Source organism: Bacteroides sp. AM07-18 (assembly GCF_003602695.1).
Lineage (GTDB): Bacteria > Bacteroidota > Bacteroidia > Bacteroidales > Bacteroidaceae > Bacteroides > Bacteroides uniformis.
On sequence record NZ_QTLM01000006.1, the window covers coordinates 93748 to 111747 of the forward strand.

Annotated in this window: 7 protein-coding genes; all 7 read left to right on the forward strand. The window is 47.3% G+C overall.

Features of this window, described 5'->3' with window-relative positions:
- Window positions 1-121: 121 nt before the first annotated feature.
- The 7 genes from DW096_RS10210 to DW096_RS10240 all read left to right on the forward strand — a co-directional run bounded on the left by DW096_RS10210 (window position 122) and on the right by DW096_RS10240 (window position 17982).
- On the forward strand, window positions 122-4132 hold the full coding sequence (locus DW096_RS10210; RefSeq protein ID WP_057281385.1) for a hybrid sensor histidine kinase/response regulator transcription factor: 4011 nt from the start codon (window positions 122-124) through the stop codon (window positions 4130-4132).
- Between the two features lie 119 nt (window positions 4133-4251).
- Window positions 4252-7428 carry a TonB-dependent receptor gene (locus DW096_RS10215; RefSeq protein ID WP_005834643.1) on the forward strand — a complete coding sequence of 1059 codons (3177 nt, stop codon included), beginning with the start codon at window positions 4252-4254 and terminating at the stop codon, window positions 7426-7428.
- Window positions 7429-7471: 43 nt separating this feature from the next.
- Window positions 7472-9094 (forward strand): RagB/SusD family nutrient uptake outer membrane protein, encoded by a 1623-nt coding sequence (locus tag DW096_RS10220; RefSeq protein WP_009037735.1) that lies wholly within the window; start codon window positions 7472-7474, stop codon window positions 9092-9094.
- A gap of 40 nt (window positions 9095-9134) precedes the next feature.
- Window positions 9135-10592: a glycan-binding surface protein gene (locus tag DW096_RS10225; protein ID WP_057281386.1), complete on the forward strand. Its 1458-nt coding sequence runs from the start codon at window positions 9135-9137 to the stop codon at window positions 10590-10592.
- 130 nt (window positions 10593-10722) lie between these two features.
- Entirely contained in the window at window positions 10723-12156 is a 1434-nt protein-coding gene (locus tag DW096_RS10230; protein WP_005830286.1) for a cellulase family glycosylhydrolase, read from the forward strand.
- A gap of 31 nt (window positions 12157-12187) precedes the next feature.
- Window positions 12188-14260, forward strand: coding sequence for a glycoside hydrolase family 97 protein (locus DW096_RS10235; protein ID WP_005834638.1), 2073 nt, complete (start codon window positions 12188-12190; stop codon window positions 14258-14260).
- A complete protein-coding gene (locus DW096_RS10240) occupies window positions 14257-17982 on the forward strand; it encodes a glycoside hydrolase family 2 TIM barrel-domain containing protein (RefSeq protein ID WP_227212764.1) in 3726 nt (1241 codons plus the stop codon). Before DW096_RS10235 ends, DW096_RS10240 begins: the two co-directional genes overlap by 4 nt.
- Window positions 17983-18000 lie beyond the last annotated feature (18 nt).

The following is an 18000-nucleotide window of genomic DNA, read 5'->3' on the forward strand; positions in this document are numbered from 1 at the left end:
ATGGCATGTTTAAGACTTATACGACCGCGATGCAACATTACAGACCTATTAATGCAACATATTTACGTTTATTTAAATAAGATATTGCTATCTTTGAGAATTCAATTTCAGATTATATAGTATGTCTTTTACAAACTATTTACACAAATTAGTGTTCCCCCTCATTATTCTGTTACTGGCTTATCTGCCGTTAGCAGGACAAACTCCGTATGTATTTCGCCATCTGAAAGTAGAAAACGGGCTTTCAAACAATAACGTAAAAACCATATTGAAAGACTGTGAAGGCTTTTTATGGATAGGGACCGCCAATGGATTGAACCGATACGACGGATATAGCTTTAAAGTGTATCAACCCAAAGAAAAAGACATCCATTCTTTATTGTCTAACGACATCTGGAACTTACAGGAAGACGGTTTGGGCAATTTGTGGATTGGAAGCGAGGCAAGATATTGTATATACGACCGAGACAAAGACAACTTCATTACCGATATTCCCTCATACCTCCTTAAAATAGGCATCCAGATAAATGGTACCTACAAAGTACATGTTGACAAAAGACACAATTTATGGGTACTGCAAGGCCAAAATGCTTTTTACTTCAATTTTTCTCATAAAACCCTTAAAACATTCAAAATAGAAAACTTTCCAGAAGAAACTCCGGAACTGAGTATCAGCGATGATGGTGAAAACCTATATCTTCTTTGGAATTCGACCTTATTGAAACTAGAGAACAACGCAAAGAAATGTAAACGGGTAGATAACATCAGCTTACCCTCCAACTCTATTATCGAAAAGCACATATACACTGATTATCATGGAGGCATCTGGCTATATTCATATACCGATGAACAAATATTCTATAAGAAAAACATAAAATCGGAATGGAACCAAATCAATCTCCATTCCAAAATAGAGACAAAAAGTAATGCGGTAAGGAGCATACTGGATGACTCGAACGGACATGTCTGGATAGGAACGGACCATAAAGGAGTATTCATTTATGACTACGTAAATGATAACCTTGTCAACCTCCTGAATACCCCTATGTCTTCCACATCCCTTGCTTCCAACAGAATAAATACAATCTACCGTGATGATTCAGGCGTCATTTGGTTAGGAAATTTCAAAAAAGGAGTTTCTTATTATCACGAAAGCTTCCATGAATTTATTGATACCCAGCATAAAGAATGCGGTGATATAGCCTCCATTTTAGAGGATAAGGCCGGAAACATTTGGCTGGGAACAGATGGGAACGGACTTTATGTAAAAGAAAAGCAAAAAGGATTTGCCATTCGCAAACTATCCATCCCCGACATAGCCATCATCAGTCTTCTCGAAGACCATAAAGGACGGATTTGGGCAGGAAGTTATCAAGACGGATTGTTCTGCTATGAGAACAACAGTATTCGCCATTTTACTCCAGAGAACAGCCAACTGCCATACAGTGGCGTATGGAGTATGAAGGAAGACCGATATGGAAACTTATGGATAGGTTATGTACTGGAAACTTTGGTTTGTTTTAATCCGGACGCAAATACTGCGACAAGTTATCTACTACCTGATGGGAATAATATCAATGTACTCAATATCTGTTATGACTATGGAGACAAAATGTATATCGGGACTACATACGGACTCTGTGTAATGGACATCGTGACGAGAAAACCCGAAATGATTTATGCCAATCGAAAAGAGACACAGCCATTCAAGCAGCTCTTCATTTCCACTGTATTCAAGGACGACAGAGATATATTGTGGTTAGCCCATAAACAAGGATTGACTGCCTGGGACTTAAAAAATGATTCACTACACTGGTTCGACGTAAACAACGGATTGTGTGACAATCTCATTAACAGTATAACCCAAGACAATCATGGTAACATGTGGCTTGCAACAAGTAACGGATTGTCTATATTGGAAGTAACCCCAGACACCCAGGAAGGAGTAGACTTTTCTTTCAAGAATCTTTCTACCAGAGACGGATTGCCAGAAAATCATTTCAACTCCCATTCCGCTTGTAAATTGTCCAGCGGAGATTTACTGCTGGGAGGCACCAGTGGCTATACATCTATAAATCCGAACAAGCTGACCGAAAAGAGCCGACCGCTGGCAAAGGTGTATTTTACAAATCTGACCATTGGCAATCAACATATAGAAGTAGACTCAATATATGAAGGGCGTAAACTATTAACAACTGTACTTGGCAGAACCCCATCATTGTCTGTCAGATATGACGATTATTTAATCTCCATCGAATTTGCCGCAGGCGATTTGCTGAATGCTGATAAAATAAGATATGCCTATAAACTGGAAGGATTAAATACCCAATGGTACTATACAAACGAGAACAAAGTAGCTTTCACCACCCTTCCTCCTGGCAATTACAAACTATTGATTAAAGCTTGTAACAGTGACGGTATATGGAATGACGAAGCTAGTGAGTTGAATATAACCGTTTCATCTCCAATATATTTATGTAATGTTGCTATCATCTTATACATATTGTTTGCCATTGGTATAATATCCTATGTAATATACCGATTCAAAAAGCATCACAACATAAGACTGGAGCAACAACGAGCAAAACTGGAGCAAGAACAAAAGTTGCTCCTGAATGAGATGAAGCTAAAGTTCTTTACAAATATAAGCCATGATTTACGTACACCACTGACGCTTATCATTAGCCCGTTACAAATGTTATTGTCAGAAACCCTGGATGACGGAATACGCAAAAAACTAAATACAATCAATAAAAATGCACAACAATTACTTACATCGATAAACTCTCTGCTTGATTTCCGGAAACTGGATGTAGGAGCCGAGACAGCTCATTACAAATCGGGAGATATTGTCAACTTTATCCGCGAGATTTGCAGTACTTTTCAAGAGTATGCTCTTGACCATACCATCAGCTTCTGTTTCATGTGCGAAGTAGAAAACCTGAACATGTCCTTCGATCCGGTTAAAATAAAAAAAGTAATGAACAACTTGTTGTCCAATGCCTTCAAATACACTCCTGATAAAGGAGAAATCAATGTACATCTTTATCGCGAAGATGACAATGTATGCATCTGTGTGGCAGACAACGGACAAGGTATCATAGACAAAGACAAGAAACATATCTTCGAACGTTTTTATCAGGTGCAACAAACTTCGGAAAAAACCGGCAGTGGAATCGGCCTGCATATTGCAAACGAATATGTACATCTACACAAAGGAACAATCTCCGTTACAGACAATTTTCCTAAAGGTTCCGTATTTACCGTTAAATTGCCTATCGTCACATATGCCAGTGAAAAGGAGGAATTACTTCCGGAACTGCTAAACAATGACAAAGCTCCGAATGAACTTCCCGTTCCAAATGCGGAAGAATTGCGGTATACCATCTTGTTGGTGGACGACAACAAGGATTTCTGTAGTTTCATGTCTGAATACCTGTCCGATGAATACGCCATACAGGTTGCCTACAATGGAGCAGAGGCATTGAAGATATTAGAAAAAAACAGTGTCAATATTGTAATAAGCGACATCATGATGCCAGTGATGAATGGAACAGAGCTATGTCGGCAAATCAAAACAAACATGCAATGGTCCCACATTCCCGTTATATTGCTTACAGCCCGTATGGCAGAAGAATACAAAAGTGAAGGATTTGAGCAAGGAGCCGATGACTATATCGTAAAGCCTTTTGACTTCAAATTACTAAAGCTGCGCATCAGGAAATTTATTGAATGGACAGAAAAAAGCCATCGTAAATTCAGTCAGAAAATAGAAGTGACACCTAATGAAATAACAATCACTCCACTAGACGAACAATTTATTGAAAAAGCTATCAAAATAGTAGAAGAGCGCATGAGTGATTCCGACTTCTCTGTGGAAATGTTAGGAGCAGAATTGGGGTTGAGTCGTAGCCATCTCTACAAAAAGCTGATGTGTATCACCGGTAAAGGTCCGGCAGAATTCATCCGGATTATCCGTTTGAAGCGCAGTAAGCAACTTCTAAAGGAAAGCCAGAAACAAATTGCAGAAATTGCCTATGAGGTGGGATTCAGTTCTCCAAAAAGGTTCACTGTAAACTTCAAGAATGAATTTGGAATATCACCATCTGATTACATCCGCAGTCTAAAATGATAACTTGAAACATAAAGGTATGTTATTTGAGACATGATAGACCTATGCTATTATGATAACTTTCCATATTTGCAGTAGCTTTTAATAACAGTTATTTTTAAATCTTAAATTAAAGTATTATGAAGTTACACGCAAATGTATGCTCTCAATGGGAATGGACAAAATTGAGACAATTGCTTGTTATCGTGTTACTAGGTTTGGGTATTGTTTCCACGTATGGACAAACCAAAACAGTATCCGGTATCGTTAAATCAGAATCGGGCGGTGAGCCACTTGTAGGAGCCACCGTCAAAGTGAAAGAAACCAATACGGGCGGCATTACCGACATCGACGGCCGTTACACCATCCAGGCAAATCTGGGACAAACATTGATAGTCTCTTACATCGGCTACCGCACCAAAGAGGTGAAAGTAGAGCGCACCACCCGCATCGACATACTGCTGCAAGAAGACAATGAGATGCTGGACGAAGTAGTAGTAGTGGGATACGGTACGATGAAACGCAGTGACCTGACCGGTTCCGTAGTCAGCGTGACGGGTGACGAACTGAAAAAGTCCGTAGTCACCTCGCTCGACCAAGCTTTGCAAGGACGTGCCGCCGGTGTGCAGGTGACCCAGAATTCCGGAACTCCGGGTGGCGGTATCTCGGTCAGCATCCGTGGTATCAACTCCTTGAACGGCAACGAACCGCTCTACGTTATCGACGGTGTAGCCATCTCAGGCAACAACACCAGCAACAGCAGCGTGCTCAGTTCCATCAACCCTGCAGACATCGTTTCCATGGAAGTATTGAAAGATGCATCGGCCACAGCCATCTATGGTAGCCGCGCCTCCAACGGTGTAGTACTCATCACCACCCGTCAGGGCGAAGAGGGCAAAACGAAGGTCTCCTACGAAGGTTACTATGCCTTGCAACAGCTTCCCAAGAAACTGGAAACACTGACACTCCCCGAATATGCAGTTTACCAGAACCTCCGCGCCGCCACCATCGGCTTCGGTGCACGCGAAGAGTTCAAAGACCCCTCACTCCTCAGCCGCGGTACCGACTGGCAGAATGAAATCTTCCGCACTGCCCCGATGCACAACCATCAGATAAACATCTCCGGAGGTTCGAAGAGCATGAAATACTCGCTCTCCGGCGGCTACATGCAGCAAGACGGTATTGTATTCGGTTCGGACTTTGAGCGTTTCTCTTTCCGCGTCAACATGGACAACGACATCAACAAGTGGCTCACCACCGGCTTGCGCGCCTCCGTAGCCCGTACACAGCAGACCAACAACGTAGACGGTTCGGGTGCCATCTACAATGCCCTGAACCAGCTCCCCGAAGTGCCTGCCCGCAACCCGGACGGCAGTTTCGGCATGCAGACGGAGAACATGTATGGAACTTACTTCTCCAACCCCCTCTCCGACCTTATCCAAAATGAAAACTATAGTCGCAACACACAAGTCTATGTCAACGCCTTTGCCGACATCAAGCTGTGGAAAGGACTCGTATTCCGCACGGAATATGCCGCCAACTTCAATTACAGCAACGACTATAAGTTTACCCCCTCCTACGACTACGAGCACTTCAAGCAGCAGTCGTCAGCAAGCCGTGGAGCCGGCAACGGAAGCAACTGGACATTGAAAACTTACTTTACTTATAATAATACCTTCGGCAAACACGGCCTCTCTGCCATGCTGGGACACGAAGCGCAAGAAAACAAGTACGAGTCGCTGAGCGGCAGCCGTACCAACTTCCTCTTCAACTCCGTACACGAACTGGATGCGGGTGATGCCACAACAGCAAAAGCCAACAGTTCCCGTGGTTCATCCGCCATCGAATCATACTTCGGCCGTCTGAACTACAACTACGACGACCGCTACTTGCTGACCGCTACGCTCCGTGCCGACGGTTCGTCTTCGTTTGCCAAAGAAAGTCGTTGGGGTTGGTTCCCTTCGGTAGCATTGGCTTGGAAAGTCAACAACGAAGCTTTCCTCAAAGATGTGGAAGCCATCAACTCACTGAAACTCCGCCTGGGTTGGGGTGTAGTAGGTAACCAATGGGCGGGTTCCTATGCCTACGGCGTCACCATGGCTTCGGCAGCCTCCATCTGGGGTACTGGTTTCTATGCAGGCAACTATCCTAATCGTGAACTGAAGTGGGAAGAAACAAACTCCTTCAATGTAGGACTCGACCTCGCCCTCTTCAACAACCGCATAGAGTTCATCGCCGATGCTTATTACAAGAAAACGGACAATCTGCTGATGCAAGCTTCTCTTCCTACCTACGTAAGCGGTCTGATTCGTGCACCGTGGGTCAATGCCGGTGCCATGACCAACAAAGGTGTAGAATTTACCCTGAACACGCACAACATCCAGACACGTGATTTCACCTGGACCTCAGGACTCACCTTCTCCATCAACCACAACGAAGTGACGAAGCTCTACTCCGAATCATCCGCTATTTCGGGAATCAACGGTTCGGAAACACTGACCTACACCATGGTGGGCGAACCGGTCGGGCAGTTCTACGGCTATAAAGTAATCGGTATGTTCAAGGAAGAAGGAGATTTCTACAAGAAAGGTGCCGACGGCAACTTCCTGCTCGACGAAACGGGCAACCGCATCCAAGTAGCCATCCCGAAAGACCAGACCATCGGCAAATCGGGCATCTGGGTAGGTGACTACATCTATGAAGACCGCGACAACAACGGTGTAATTGATGAGAAAGACCGCACGTTCCTCGGCAATCCGGCACCCAAATTCACGTTCGGCTTCAACAACTACCTTTCTTATAAAGGATTTGACCTCAACATCTTCCTGAACGGCTCGGTGGGCAACAAGGCTATCAACCTGATTCGCCGCACCTTCACCGATCCCATGCGTAACAGCAACCTGCTGAAAGAAGCTACCGGCATTGCCCAAATCGCCATGCACGACCCCGAAGTGGGCGACGAGGTACTTTCCAATGTTTACGTGGCCAACGCCGATGCAGCCAAAGTACAACGCATCACTACCAGTAGCGCCAACGACAACAACCGTATCTCCGACCGCTTTGTTGAAGACGCTTCCTACCTCCGCATAAAAAACATCTCGCTGGGGTACACCTTCCCACAGAAATGGTTGCGCCGTTTGCAGATAGACCATCTGCGCCTCTACGTCAACATCCAGAACCTCTGTACCATCACAGGCTACAAAGGCTACGATCCCGAAATAGGCGCTTTGAACTACAATGTATTGCTACGTGGTGTGGACGATGCGCGCTATCCTTCGCAACGTATCTATACATTTGGCCTTAACTTCAATTTCTAATGAGCCAGACAAATCATTTATCATTTAAAATCTCAATATAGTTATGAAACACAGATTTCTAACCCTTATATCATCGCTCCTTCTGCTTACGGCATGCAGCGACTCATTTTTGGAACGTGCTCCCGAAGGAAACTACGTAGATGTGACATACTACACTTCCGACGATGCACTCGAACAAGCCACTGCACCGCTTTACAACCGTGCATGGTTCGACCTCAACTCCCGCGCCATCGTGCCGCTGGGCAGTAACCGTGCCAACGATAACTTCAGTCGCTGGGGAGCTCCCGAGTTCACCAACTTCAAGGTGACAGCCCTGAGCGAAAACCTTGCCAATGCATGGACAGGTTTCTACTCGGTCATTACAATGGCCAATGCAGTTATCAGTGATGTGCAGACCAAATGTAGCAACAGCGTAAGCGAACGTGCCAAGCGCACAGCCATTGCCGAAGCCCGCCTGATGCGTGCTTGTGCCTACTTCTACATGGTTCGCCTCTGGGGACCGGTTATCATCATCGAAGACAACGACAAAGTGGTTGCCAATCCCATGCAACCGCTCCACCGTGAAGAAGATGTGCTGGAACTCGTTATTCGTGACCTCACTTATGCAGTCGAGAATCTTCCTGAAGTGGCAACCGCCAAAGGACGTGTCAACGCATGGGGTGCAAAAGGCATGCTTGCCAAAGTCTACCTCGCCCGCTCAGGCTGGAAAGGAGGCACACGCGACAACGCCGACCTGGAGAAAGCCAAGGAACTGGCCGCCGACGTGATAAACAACAGCGGCATCAGCCTTTACGAAAACTATGAAGACCTCTTCAAGTATAAGCACAACAACAATCCCGAATCGCTCATTGCCATGCAGTGGGTGCCACTGGGTGATTGGGGCGTATGCAACACTCTGCTTGCCGACCTCGCCGGCAACAGCAAGATGACCGGCGGTGTAAACGTATGGAGCAGCTATCAGGCAAGTATAGATATGCTCCAGCAATATGAGTTGGGCGACACTATCCGCCGCAACGCCACCTTCTGCACACCGGGTACATACTATTCATACATCTGCATTGCCGACGGTGGTTATACTTACGACGGCGCCACCTCTTGCATTAAAAAAGGTGTACCGGGCGGTCCGGACGACGACAACGACGGTTATATCCAGTCCATGAACTCTCCGCTCAACACCTACATCCTACGCCTTGCCGATGTTTACCTGACCTATGCCGAAGCTTGTCTGGGCAACAGCGAAGAACTGACCGGTGGTCCCGGCCTGGAAGCATTGAACCAGGTGCGCGACCGTGCACGTATCCCCCGCAAGGAACGCGTAACCTTCGAAGACATCATTCGCGAACGCCGCGTAGAGTTCTCGATGGAGTATTGTAACTGGTATGACATGGTATCGTGGTATCACTGGAAACCCGACTACATGCTGAATTACTTCCAGAACCAACACCGCGGCTACACAGTAGACCTCATCGTGAAAGACGAAGACGGTTACCTCCACTTCGGCAAGAAAGAAGGCGACACTTTCCTCGAAGGCATAGAAAATTGGCAGGAACCGGGCGAGAACATCGAAATCCACCACGGCAACATCCTGATGCCTTATCCGGAAAGCGATGTCATCCAGAATCCGCTACTGAACGAAGAACCGGTAGCATACGAATTCAGTGAATAAACCAAGTTATACATTCATTATCTCAAATAACGACTTTAATATGAAATATATACATTTTCCTTTTGTGTTGCTCACCATCCTGTTGGCATGCAACCTTTTCACCGCCTGCAACGATGACGAGGGCGGCGGTGTTCCCGTAATCCACCACATCCGTCTTGTCGACCCAGAGAAGGCCGACAGTACGTTCACCGATGTAAATCCGGGCACCATGATTGTAGTCATCGGCGAAAATCTGAATAATGTGCGGAAAGTGTTCATCAACGAACAAGAAGTTTCGTTCAATAGCAACTACGGCACTTCCACCAGTCTCATCCTCACTATCCCCGGCGAATTGCAACTGACGGGTGCCAACCCCGAACTGAAAGGCGAACTGCGTATCGAGACCTCGCACGGCATTGCCACGTACTCCATGCATGTACTCTCGCCCGCACCCTACATCACCCGTGTAGCCACAACCTTCCCCGTGGAGACGGGCACGCCTCTGCGCATCGTGGGCGGTAACTTCTACGAAATTCAGCGCGTTTATTTCACCACTGCCGTGGACGACATCACCAATGCACCTGTTTCGGTAGAAGTAACGGACTACACGGTAAACAAGAACTTTGACGAAATATCATTCAATGCTCCCGCAGGCCTGATTGATGAAGGCAGTCTGGTAGTGGAGTGCTATACCGCATCCGCATTTACTCCCTTCCGTCGCACAGCCCTCCCACCAAGTATCAGCAAGGTAAGCTCCATGATGCCTATCACGGGTACCACAGTTACCGTACTGGGACAGAATTTTATGGATATCGCCTCCATCACAATGGGCAATCGCTCGGTAGATCTCTCTACTGTTACCGTAAGCGAAGCTAACGATATGCTTACCTTTACCATGCCGCGTGCACCGCAAGGCACTTGCTCACTCGCCATTACCACAATGGGCGGTACTGCCGAAGTTCCGGGCTTCTATCCTTTGGAGAATATAGTATTGAACTATGACAACATCGGTTGGTTCTCCTGGGGCGGGCAAGCTGTACCCGTCACTGCCGACGGTACAGCAGCTCCTTTCTTCTCGGATGGTAAATGCTACAGCATATCAGGGGAACTTTCAGCATGGAATTACTGGTGGGGCCAATTGCAGAACGGTGCCGTATGGGGCATTGACACAGCCTTCCTGCCTACCGATACACCGACTTCCGAACTGGCTTTGCAGTTCGAATGCTTCGTGGCAGTGGAATATGGCGAAGGTCCTGTATTCCGCATCTACCTCAAAGGGAATGAGGCTCACAACTACACGAACTATCGTCCGGTGAGCGACTTCACCGGAAAAACCGAAGTAGGCCAATGGATGCAGTGCAGCATTCCGCTCTCCGAACTGGTAGACGAAACCACTTGGGGCGAGTTCCAAAAACGTGACGGTGACGAGTTGGCACTCCAGATGACAAATCCCAGCGAAAACGGTCCATACAACATCGAAATGTATTTTGATAATTTCCGAGTTGTCAAGATACAATAATTTGAATTAAATTCTGGCACAGGATTACACAAAGTGACACCTTCTTTTAAACTCTTAGACGCTGATTCAATTGAATCAGCGTCTAAAAATAAATACACCGAAATTATTAAAACGAAATTTTACCGATACCATGACACAAATCTTCAAGAAAACCTTATTAACCAGCCTGGTTCTATTTCTGATGACAGCTTGCTCTGACGATAAAAAGGAGCTGAAAATCATCGTAGAGCCTACTTCTTTCCATTTTGAACAAACGGGTGGTAGCAAGAAATTCGGTATCACCCCCAATGAACCAGCCACTTTCCAAAGTTCGGAAGCATGGTGCAAAGTAACCTCGGAAAGCAGCACTCCCGTACAGGCAATCTATAACATAACCGTAGAACCCAACACTACGCCCGACGTGCGCAACGCCATCATCACCGTCAGCGTAAAGGAGCATATACAAGAAATCAACGTGGAGCAGGCGGCCTATATCCAAAGCGATGAACCGGAAAAATACACTGTACGCGAGAATCTCACAACCCACCAACTGATTAACGAAATGGGACTGGGCATCAACCTAGGCAACACGCTGGATGCCGTGGGCGACTGGATAGACCCAAGCAACATTCTCAATTACGAACAAGCATGGGGAAGCCCTATTATCACACAAGAAATCATTGAAGGATATGCCAAAGCGGGCTACTCATCTCTGCGCATACCGGTCAGCTGGGGCAATCTGCTGTCCGACGACTTCAAAGTGCATCCTGACCTGATGGACCGCGTAGAGAAAATCCTAAACTGGACCCTCGACTGTGGCATGGTGGCTATCATCAATATCCACCACGAAAACGAATGGATTAAACAAGTACCCACCGACAGCAAAGCAAAAGAAAAATTCACTTCCATCTGGAAACAGATATGTGAACGCTTCGAAAAGTACGGTGACCACTTACTGTTCGAGCCAATGAATGAAATCGGATACGATGAGATTTGGACTCCGTGGGGCGGTAGTGAAGCCGACAAGGCAAAGGCACTGGGATACGTGAACGACCTCAACCAGCTCTTTGTCGACATAGTAAGAAACAGTGGCGGCAACAACGCCAAACGTCATCTGTTGGTGGAAATCTACAACACCAACTTGGAGTATGCTTACGACCCCTTGTTCAAGATGCCGAATGATCCCGCAAACCGACTTGCTCTTACAGTGCATTACTATACTCCCGCAAACTTTGCCATACTGGGTGGAGGCGAGGTTGTCGATTGGGGTGTAGGCCGGGAAAGCTGGGGAACGGAAGCTGACTTCAAGGAACTGAACGACAATATGGACCTACTGAAGAAGAATTGCGTAGACAAAGGAATCCCCGTCATCATAGGCGAATATTGCGCCGACTCCAGAAACAGAACAAAGGAAGTGATAAGACTCTTCTGTGTTTCCGTAACCGAAGCCATCTACTCGCGCGGCATGTGCCCAATGCTATGGGACACTCCGGGGGGACAATACAACCGACAGACTTGCCAGTTCGACGACCCTCTCTTCTTAGAAGAAATGATGGCTATTCCGGTTAAATATCCACGGAATTAAACAAATATTCATAATCAATAATCAAATAAAAATGAACAGAATCAGCACTTGTTTCGCCAGCCTATTGCTTTCTTGTGCATTGACGGCACAAGCACAGCAATATCAACTGAATTCACCGGACGGAAAACTAATTGTCAACATCGAAGCCGGACAAGCCCTCAACTGGGCGATTGCCCACGACGGTACCACCGTTCTTTTGCCTTCAGACATTGCCATGCAATGCACTGAATCTGAGGGAAAGCCCATTGCTTTCACCTTCGGCAAAGATGTGAAGGTGACCAAAGCTACCCGCACTTCCGTCGACACTTCCTTCCCCACTCCTTTCTACAAAAAGGCGAGTGTGAAGGACACTTATAACCAACTCACGCTGAAATGCCGTAACGGCTATAGCATACAGTTCCGCGCCTACGACGACGGAGCCGCCTATCGTTTTGTTTCCGAACTGCGCAAACCTTTCTGCGTGAAGGACGAGATTGCCGAGTTCAACTTCGACCGCGATTACCACGCTTTCGTGCCCTATATTAACGACAATCGCGCCGGCGAGCGTTACTGCTACTCCTTCGAGTCCTACTACGATGAGGCCCCCCTCTCTCGCATGTACAAAGACTCGCTTGCCATTACTCCGCTGATGGTAGAACTGGAGAACGGAAAGAAAGCCGTCATTATGGAAGCCGGATTGTCCAACTATCCCGGCATGTTCCTCACTGCCAACCCACAGATGCCCCACGGAGTGAAGGCAGAATTCGCCCCCTATCCACTGGAAACAGTCATCGGAGGCTATGACCGCTTGAACCTCGTCCCTACCAAACGTGCCGACGTTATCAGCAAGCCCAACAATGCCCCCTACTTCTGCCCCAACGGGCGTCCCACAGGGAAACAGACCTATCCTTGGCGTGCCGTGCTTGTTGTTACCCACGACACACAACTCGCCAACAACGACATGATGCAACGCCTCGCACCCGAATGCCGCATCGCTGACACATCCTGGATTAAACCCGGAAAAGTGGCATGGGACTGGTGGAATACTTGTAACCTGACCGGCGTGGACTTCAAGGCAGGCATGAATACGCCCACCTATAAGAAATACATCGACTTTGCCGCCGAAAACCAGCTGGAGTATATCATCATCGACGAAGGTTGGAGCGGAAAGGAATCATTAATGGAAGACATCAGTCCCGAAATCAATCTCGAAGAACTGGTGGCATACGGCAACCAAAAGGGCATAGGCATCATCCTCTGGGCAAGCTGGCGCAATCTTACGGGAGGAGGCGACATCTCCCCTGCCGTGGAACAAGTTATCAGCCACTACGCACAAATGGGAATCAAAGGTTTCAAAATTGACTTCTTCGACCGCGACGACCAACTCGCCATCTCTTCTACCGAACAACTCGCAGCATGTGCCGCCAAGCATCACATGTTGCTTGACCTACACGGACTGAAACCCTTCGGCATCCAGCGCGCCTATCCCAACATCCTCAACTTTGAAGGTGTGAAAGGACTGGAAAACAGCAAGTGGGAGCCCATCGTGAACGGTGCACCCTTGCATGACTTCCCGCGCTACGACGTTACCGCCCCCTATCTGCGCCAACTCGCCGGTCCGATGGACTATACGCCGGGAGCTATGGTAAATGCCACCCGTTCCCTGTTCCGCTCCGTCAACGACCACCCCATGAGTCAAGGTACACGTGTACACCAGATGGCTATGTACACCGTCTTCGAAGCACCCTTGCAGATGCTTGCCGACAGTCCCAGCAAATACATGAAGGAACAGGAATGCACCGACTTCATCGCCAAGGTTCCCACTACCTTTGACGAAACCATTGCTCTTGATGGTAAAATAGCCGAATACATCACGATAGCACGCCGCAAAGGAAACACTTGGTTTGTAGGCAGCATGACCAACTGGACTCCGCGTAGCTGCACCATCGACCTCTCCTTCCTCAGCGAAGGCAACTACGAAGCCGAAATCTTTGCCGACGGCATCAATGCCGACCGTGAAGCTACCGACTATAAAAAAGAAGTACGCATCGTCACTGCCAAAGACAAACTCAATGTACAACTGGCACCCGGCGGTGGATGGACAGCACGAATTACAAAAAAATGAATCTGAGAAAACTGTTTCTGCCATTGTGTTCAGTAGCCTTGTGCCTGCAATCCTATGCACAAGACAAATCCTTCCTTAAGGATATGCTCTGGTATATAGACAACCCTTCTGTATTTGAAAAAGGACAAGAGGAAGGACACGCTTGGCATATGCCCGAAAAGAGCATGCTACTGAATGGGACATGGAAGTTTTTCTGGTGCGATACACCGGAAGGGATACCTGCACACTTTTTTAACCCCGAATTCCCGGATAAGCAATGGGGCGACATCAAAGTTCCCTCAAACTGGGAAATGCAAGGTTATGGTGACAAGCTGTTCAGAAATGTATCTGCTCCCTTCGGGGTGAATCCACCACATGCTCCCAAAGAGTATAACCCTACCGGACTATACCGGCGAACATTCAAGGTACCTGCAAGTTGGGCAGCAAAAGACCAGATATTTTTAAGGTTCGAGAAAGTGGCATCCGCTTCTTTTGTATGGGTCAACGGTCATGAAGTGGGCTACAATGAAGGAGCACAAGAACCTGCCGAATACAACATCACTCCTTATTTGAAGCCGGGCGAAAACACGCTGGCTGTCTGTGTACTAAAGTATTCGGACGGCTATTACCTGGAAGGACAAGATTATTGGCGACTGGCCGGAATCTTTGACGACGTATGGTTGTACGCCACACCTGCTGTCAGGATATTCGACTGGCAAGTAATCACAGAGTTTGATAATACGTATACCGATTCGCAGTTAAGTATTCAGGTAAAAATCAAGGACTACCAAAAGAAGCCAAATGAGAATTATGGATTGAAAGCTTACTTAAAGGATAAAAACGGCAAGATTATCTGTAACTTTTCCGCAACTCCATTTGAAATGGACGCTGCGGAAAAGACAATACAGTTGCATACCTTGGTACAAGAACCCCGGAAATGGACAGCCGAGACACCCGAGCTTTATACGCTCGGTCTGGAATTATCCAATCCGGCCGGTCTGCAGAAAGACAAGATAGAAACGGTCATCGGATTCAAAAAGACGGAAATCAAAGACGGTGTTTTTTATCTTAACGGTATCCCACTGAAAGTCAATGCACAAAATTCGCACATGCAGCATCCCGAAGAGGGACATGTCATGGACGAAGCCACCATACGCAAGGATTTTGAATTGTTGAAACAGTTTAATTTCAATGCCGTACGTACCTCTCACTATCCTCCGGTGAATAAGTATTTGGAACTGGCCAATGAATACGGGCTTTATATCATAGACGAGGTGGGCGATGAAGCCCATGCCTCGGAATGGATTTCAAGTCTCCCGGAATACGAAGAGATGTATCGCGAGCGATGCCGCAGAATGGTGTTACGGGACAGAAACCATCCCTGCGTCTTGTTCTGGAGCGCAGGAAACGAAAGCGGTGAAGGTATCAACATTACCCACACCATTGAAGAAGGGAAATCGCTGGACCCCACCCGCTTCTGGATGTATGGCGGAAATGCATTCTCCCATCCGGCAGAAGATATTATCGGACCCCGTTACCCTACTCCTATGGAACTGGAAATGCAGGTAGGCATAGGAGAGGATTCCCGACCATCGTTTATGGATGAATACTTATCGGTTGCAGGCAATGCCGGCGGTGCCCTGGACGATTATTGGGAAGCCATCTACCGACATCCCCGCCTGATAGGAGGGGCCATCTGGGATTTTGTAAGTCCGGGACTGACCGAACGGATAAGGCAAGTGGACGACCTTTCGCCCTTCCATACTCCCGCCCATCTGATGGGAAATGCCCGCTTGGTGAAGGAAGGAAAGAACACGGTGCTGGACTTGAACGGTCACGACCAATGGGTAGAGGTCTATCGTGCAGACAATGTGGAGTTGAACAGTAATGAACTGACACTCACTTGCAGAATCTACCCCCGGAAACTGGTAAGCAGTTGCGGCTCATTCATCACAAAAGGCAATTATCAGTTCGGGCTGCAACAACGCGGTAAAGACAAACTGGAATTTTATATCTATACTGATAAAAAGCATTCCGTATGCGCCTCCTTGCCTACTGACTGGGAATACAACTGGCATCAAGTGACGTGCGTCTACGACGGACAGAAAATGTCCATCTATATAGACGGAGCAGAAAAGGCCTCCACACAAGCATCGGGCAATATCCGGAACTTCCCCTACCCCGTCAACATCGGTCGGAATGCAGAAACACACGGCCAAGAGACTTCGGTCTACATCTGCGATGCTCAAATGGACGAAGTCGGCATTTTCGCCAAGGCACTGACTTCCTCTTTTCACCCGGAAGAAGCCGCTCTGTGGCTAGATTTTGAGCAAGAGACGGAAAATGGTACATTCTACAGTTACGGCATCGGTGCACGTACGTACGGCAGCATCTGGCCCGACCGTAGCGTACAGCCCGAAATGTGGCAAATGAAGAAAACCGGACAACCTCTTTCTTTTTCCATGTCGGATGTGACAGAGGGAGTCGTTGAGTTATGGAATCGCAATCATTATACAAATGCTTCCCGATATGCCATACGATGGGAATTGAAAGAAGATGACAAGGTTATTCAATCGGGCGACTTGGCACTCTCAACAGCACCGCTTAGTCGTGAACTGGTGCACATACCTTATAAGAAGCCTGCCCTGATTCCCGGCAAAGAATACCGCCTGATGCTTCATGCCGTCCTGAAAAAAGATGAATTGTGGGCAAAAGCCGGACATGAGGTGGCATGGGAAGAACTTGAACTGCCTTGGAGCCTGCCATGCTCTTCGGAAGAAAAGGTTCAAGGCATACCTTCCTATTCACTTTCGGAGAAAGAATTGATTGTCTCCGGAGAGGGCTTCAAATATGTTTTCAACCGTACTGACGGACAACTGACGTCGATGGTTGTTCAAGATATGGAACTGCTGGAGTCACCGCTCCGGCTGAATCTTTGGCGTGCCCCGCTGGCCAATGAGCTGGACAACTGGAATGCTTCCAGTGCCCGCTCCTCCAACTGGAAAGAAGGTTACGGATACACGGTAGCCACAGAAATGTATTCTGCAGGGATTGACCGCCTGACACATCAGCCCCTCTCTTTTTCGGTGTCCGAAACCACCGAAGGCGTACATATACACATCATTGATGCGGAATTGATGGGCAAAGGAGAAAAAGAGAAAAAAGACCTCTACATCGAAGGAGTACAGAACAACGGCATCATCAACCACTATGAGTATATTATCAATAGTGAAGGGACGATAGAGATACGCCATGTATTGAAGCCTGAAGGGAAAATGCCGCTTTGGTTTCCTCGTATAGGACTTACGCTGACCGTAAGCGATGCGCTCGACCAAGTGAAATGGTACGGCCGAGGACCGCAAGAGAACTATCCGGACCGGAAAACCGGCTATCCGACGGGGATATATGCCTCTACCGTACAAGCTATGTACGAGCCCTATCTAATGCCACAAGATTACGGATTGCGGACAGATGTACGCTGGTTGCAACTGACTACGGACAAAGGCATCGGCCTTCAATTCAAGATGAACGAATGGTTTAACTTCAACATTTATCCGTACAGCACGGATAACCTGACGAAAGCGATGTATACCTACCAATTGCAGAAGCAGAAAGGCATGACCCTGAATCTCGATTATGCCACTACCGGGGTCGGTTGTACAGCCCGCGGTGTATTCGGTGCTTACAAAGCGATGCCGCAGGAATATCGGAGAACCATCAGCATAAAACCTATGATGAAATAAAAACATTGTATCGGACTG

Bases quoted from the DNA above. Each gene is read 5' to 3' on its own strand.
- DW096_RS10210 (WP_057281385.1), top strand. From the start codon at position 122: ATGTCTTTTACAAACTATTTACACAAATTAGTGTTCCCCCTCATTATT.
- DW096_RS10215 (WP_005834643.1), top strand. From the start codon at position 4,252: ATGAAGTTACACGCAAATGTATGCTCTCAATGGGAATGGACAAAATTG.
- DW096_RS10220 (WP_009037735.1), top strand. From the start codon at position 7,472: ATGAAACACAGATTTCTAACCCTTATATCATCGCTCCTTCTGCTTACG.
- DW096_RS10225 (WP_057281386.1), top strand. From the start codon at position 9,135: ATGAAATATATACATTTTCCTTTTGTGTTGCTCACCATCCTGTTGGCA.
- DW096_RS10230 (WP_005830286.1), top strand. From the start codon at position 10,723: ATGACACAAATCTTCAAGAAAACCTTATTAACCAGCCTGGTTCTATTT.
- DW096_RS10235 (WP_005834638.1), top strand. From the start codon at position 12,188: ATGAACAGAATCAGCACTTGTTTCGCCAGCCTATTGCTTTCTTGTGCA.
- DW096_RS10240 (WP_227212764.1), top strand. From the start codon at position 14,257: ATGAATCTGAGAAAACTGTTTCTGCCATTGTGTTCAGTAGCCTTGTGC.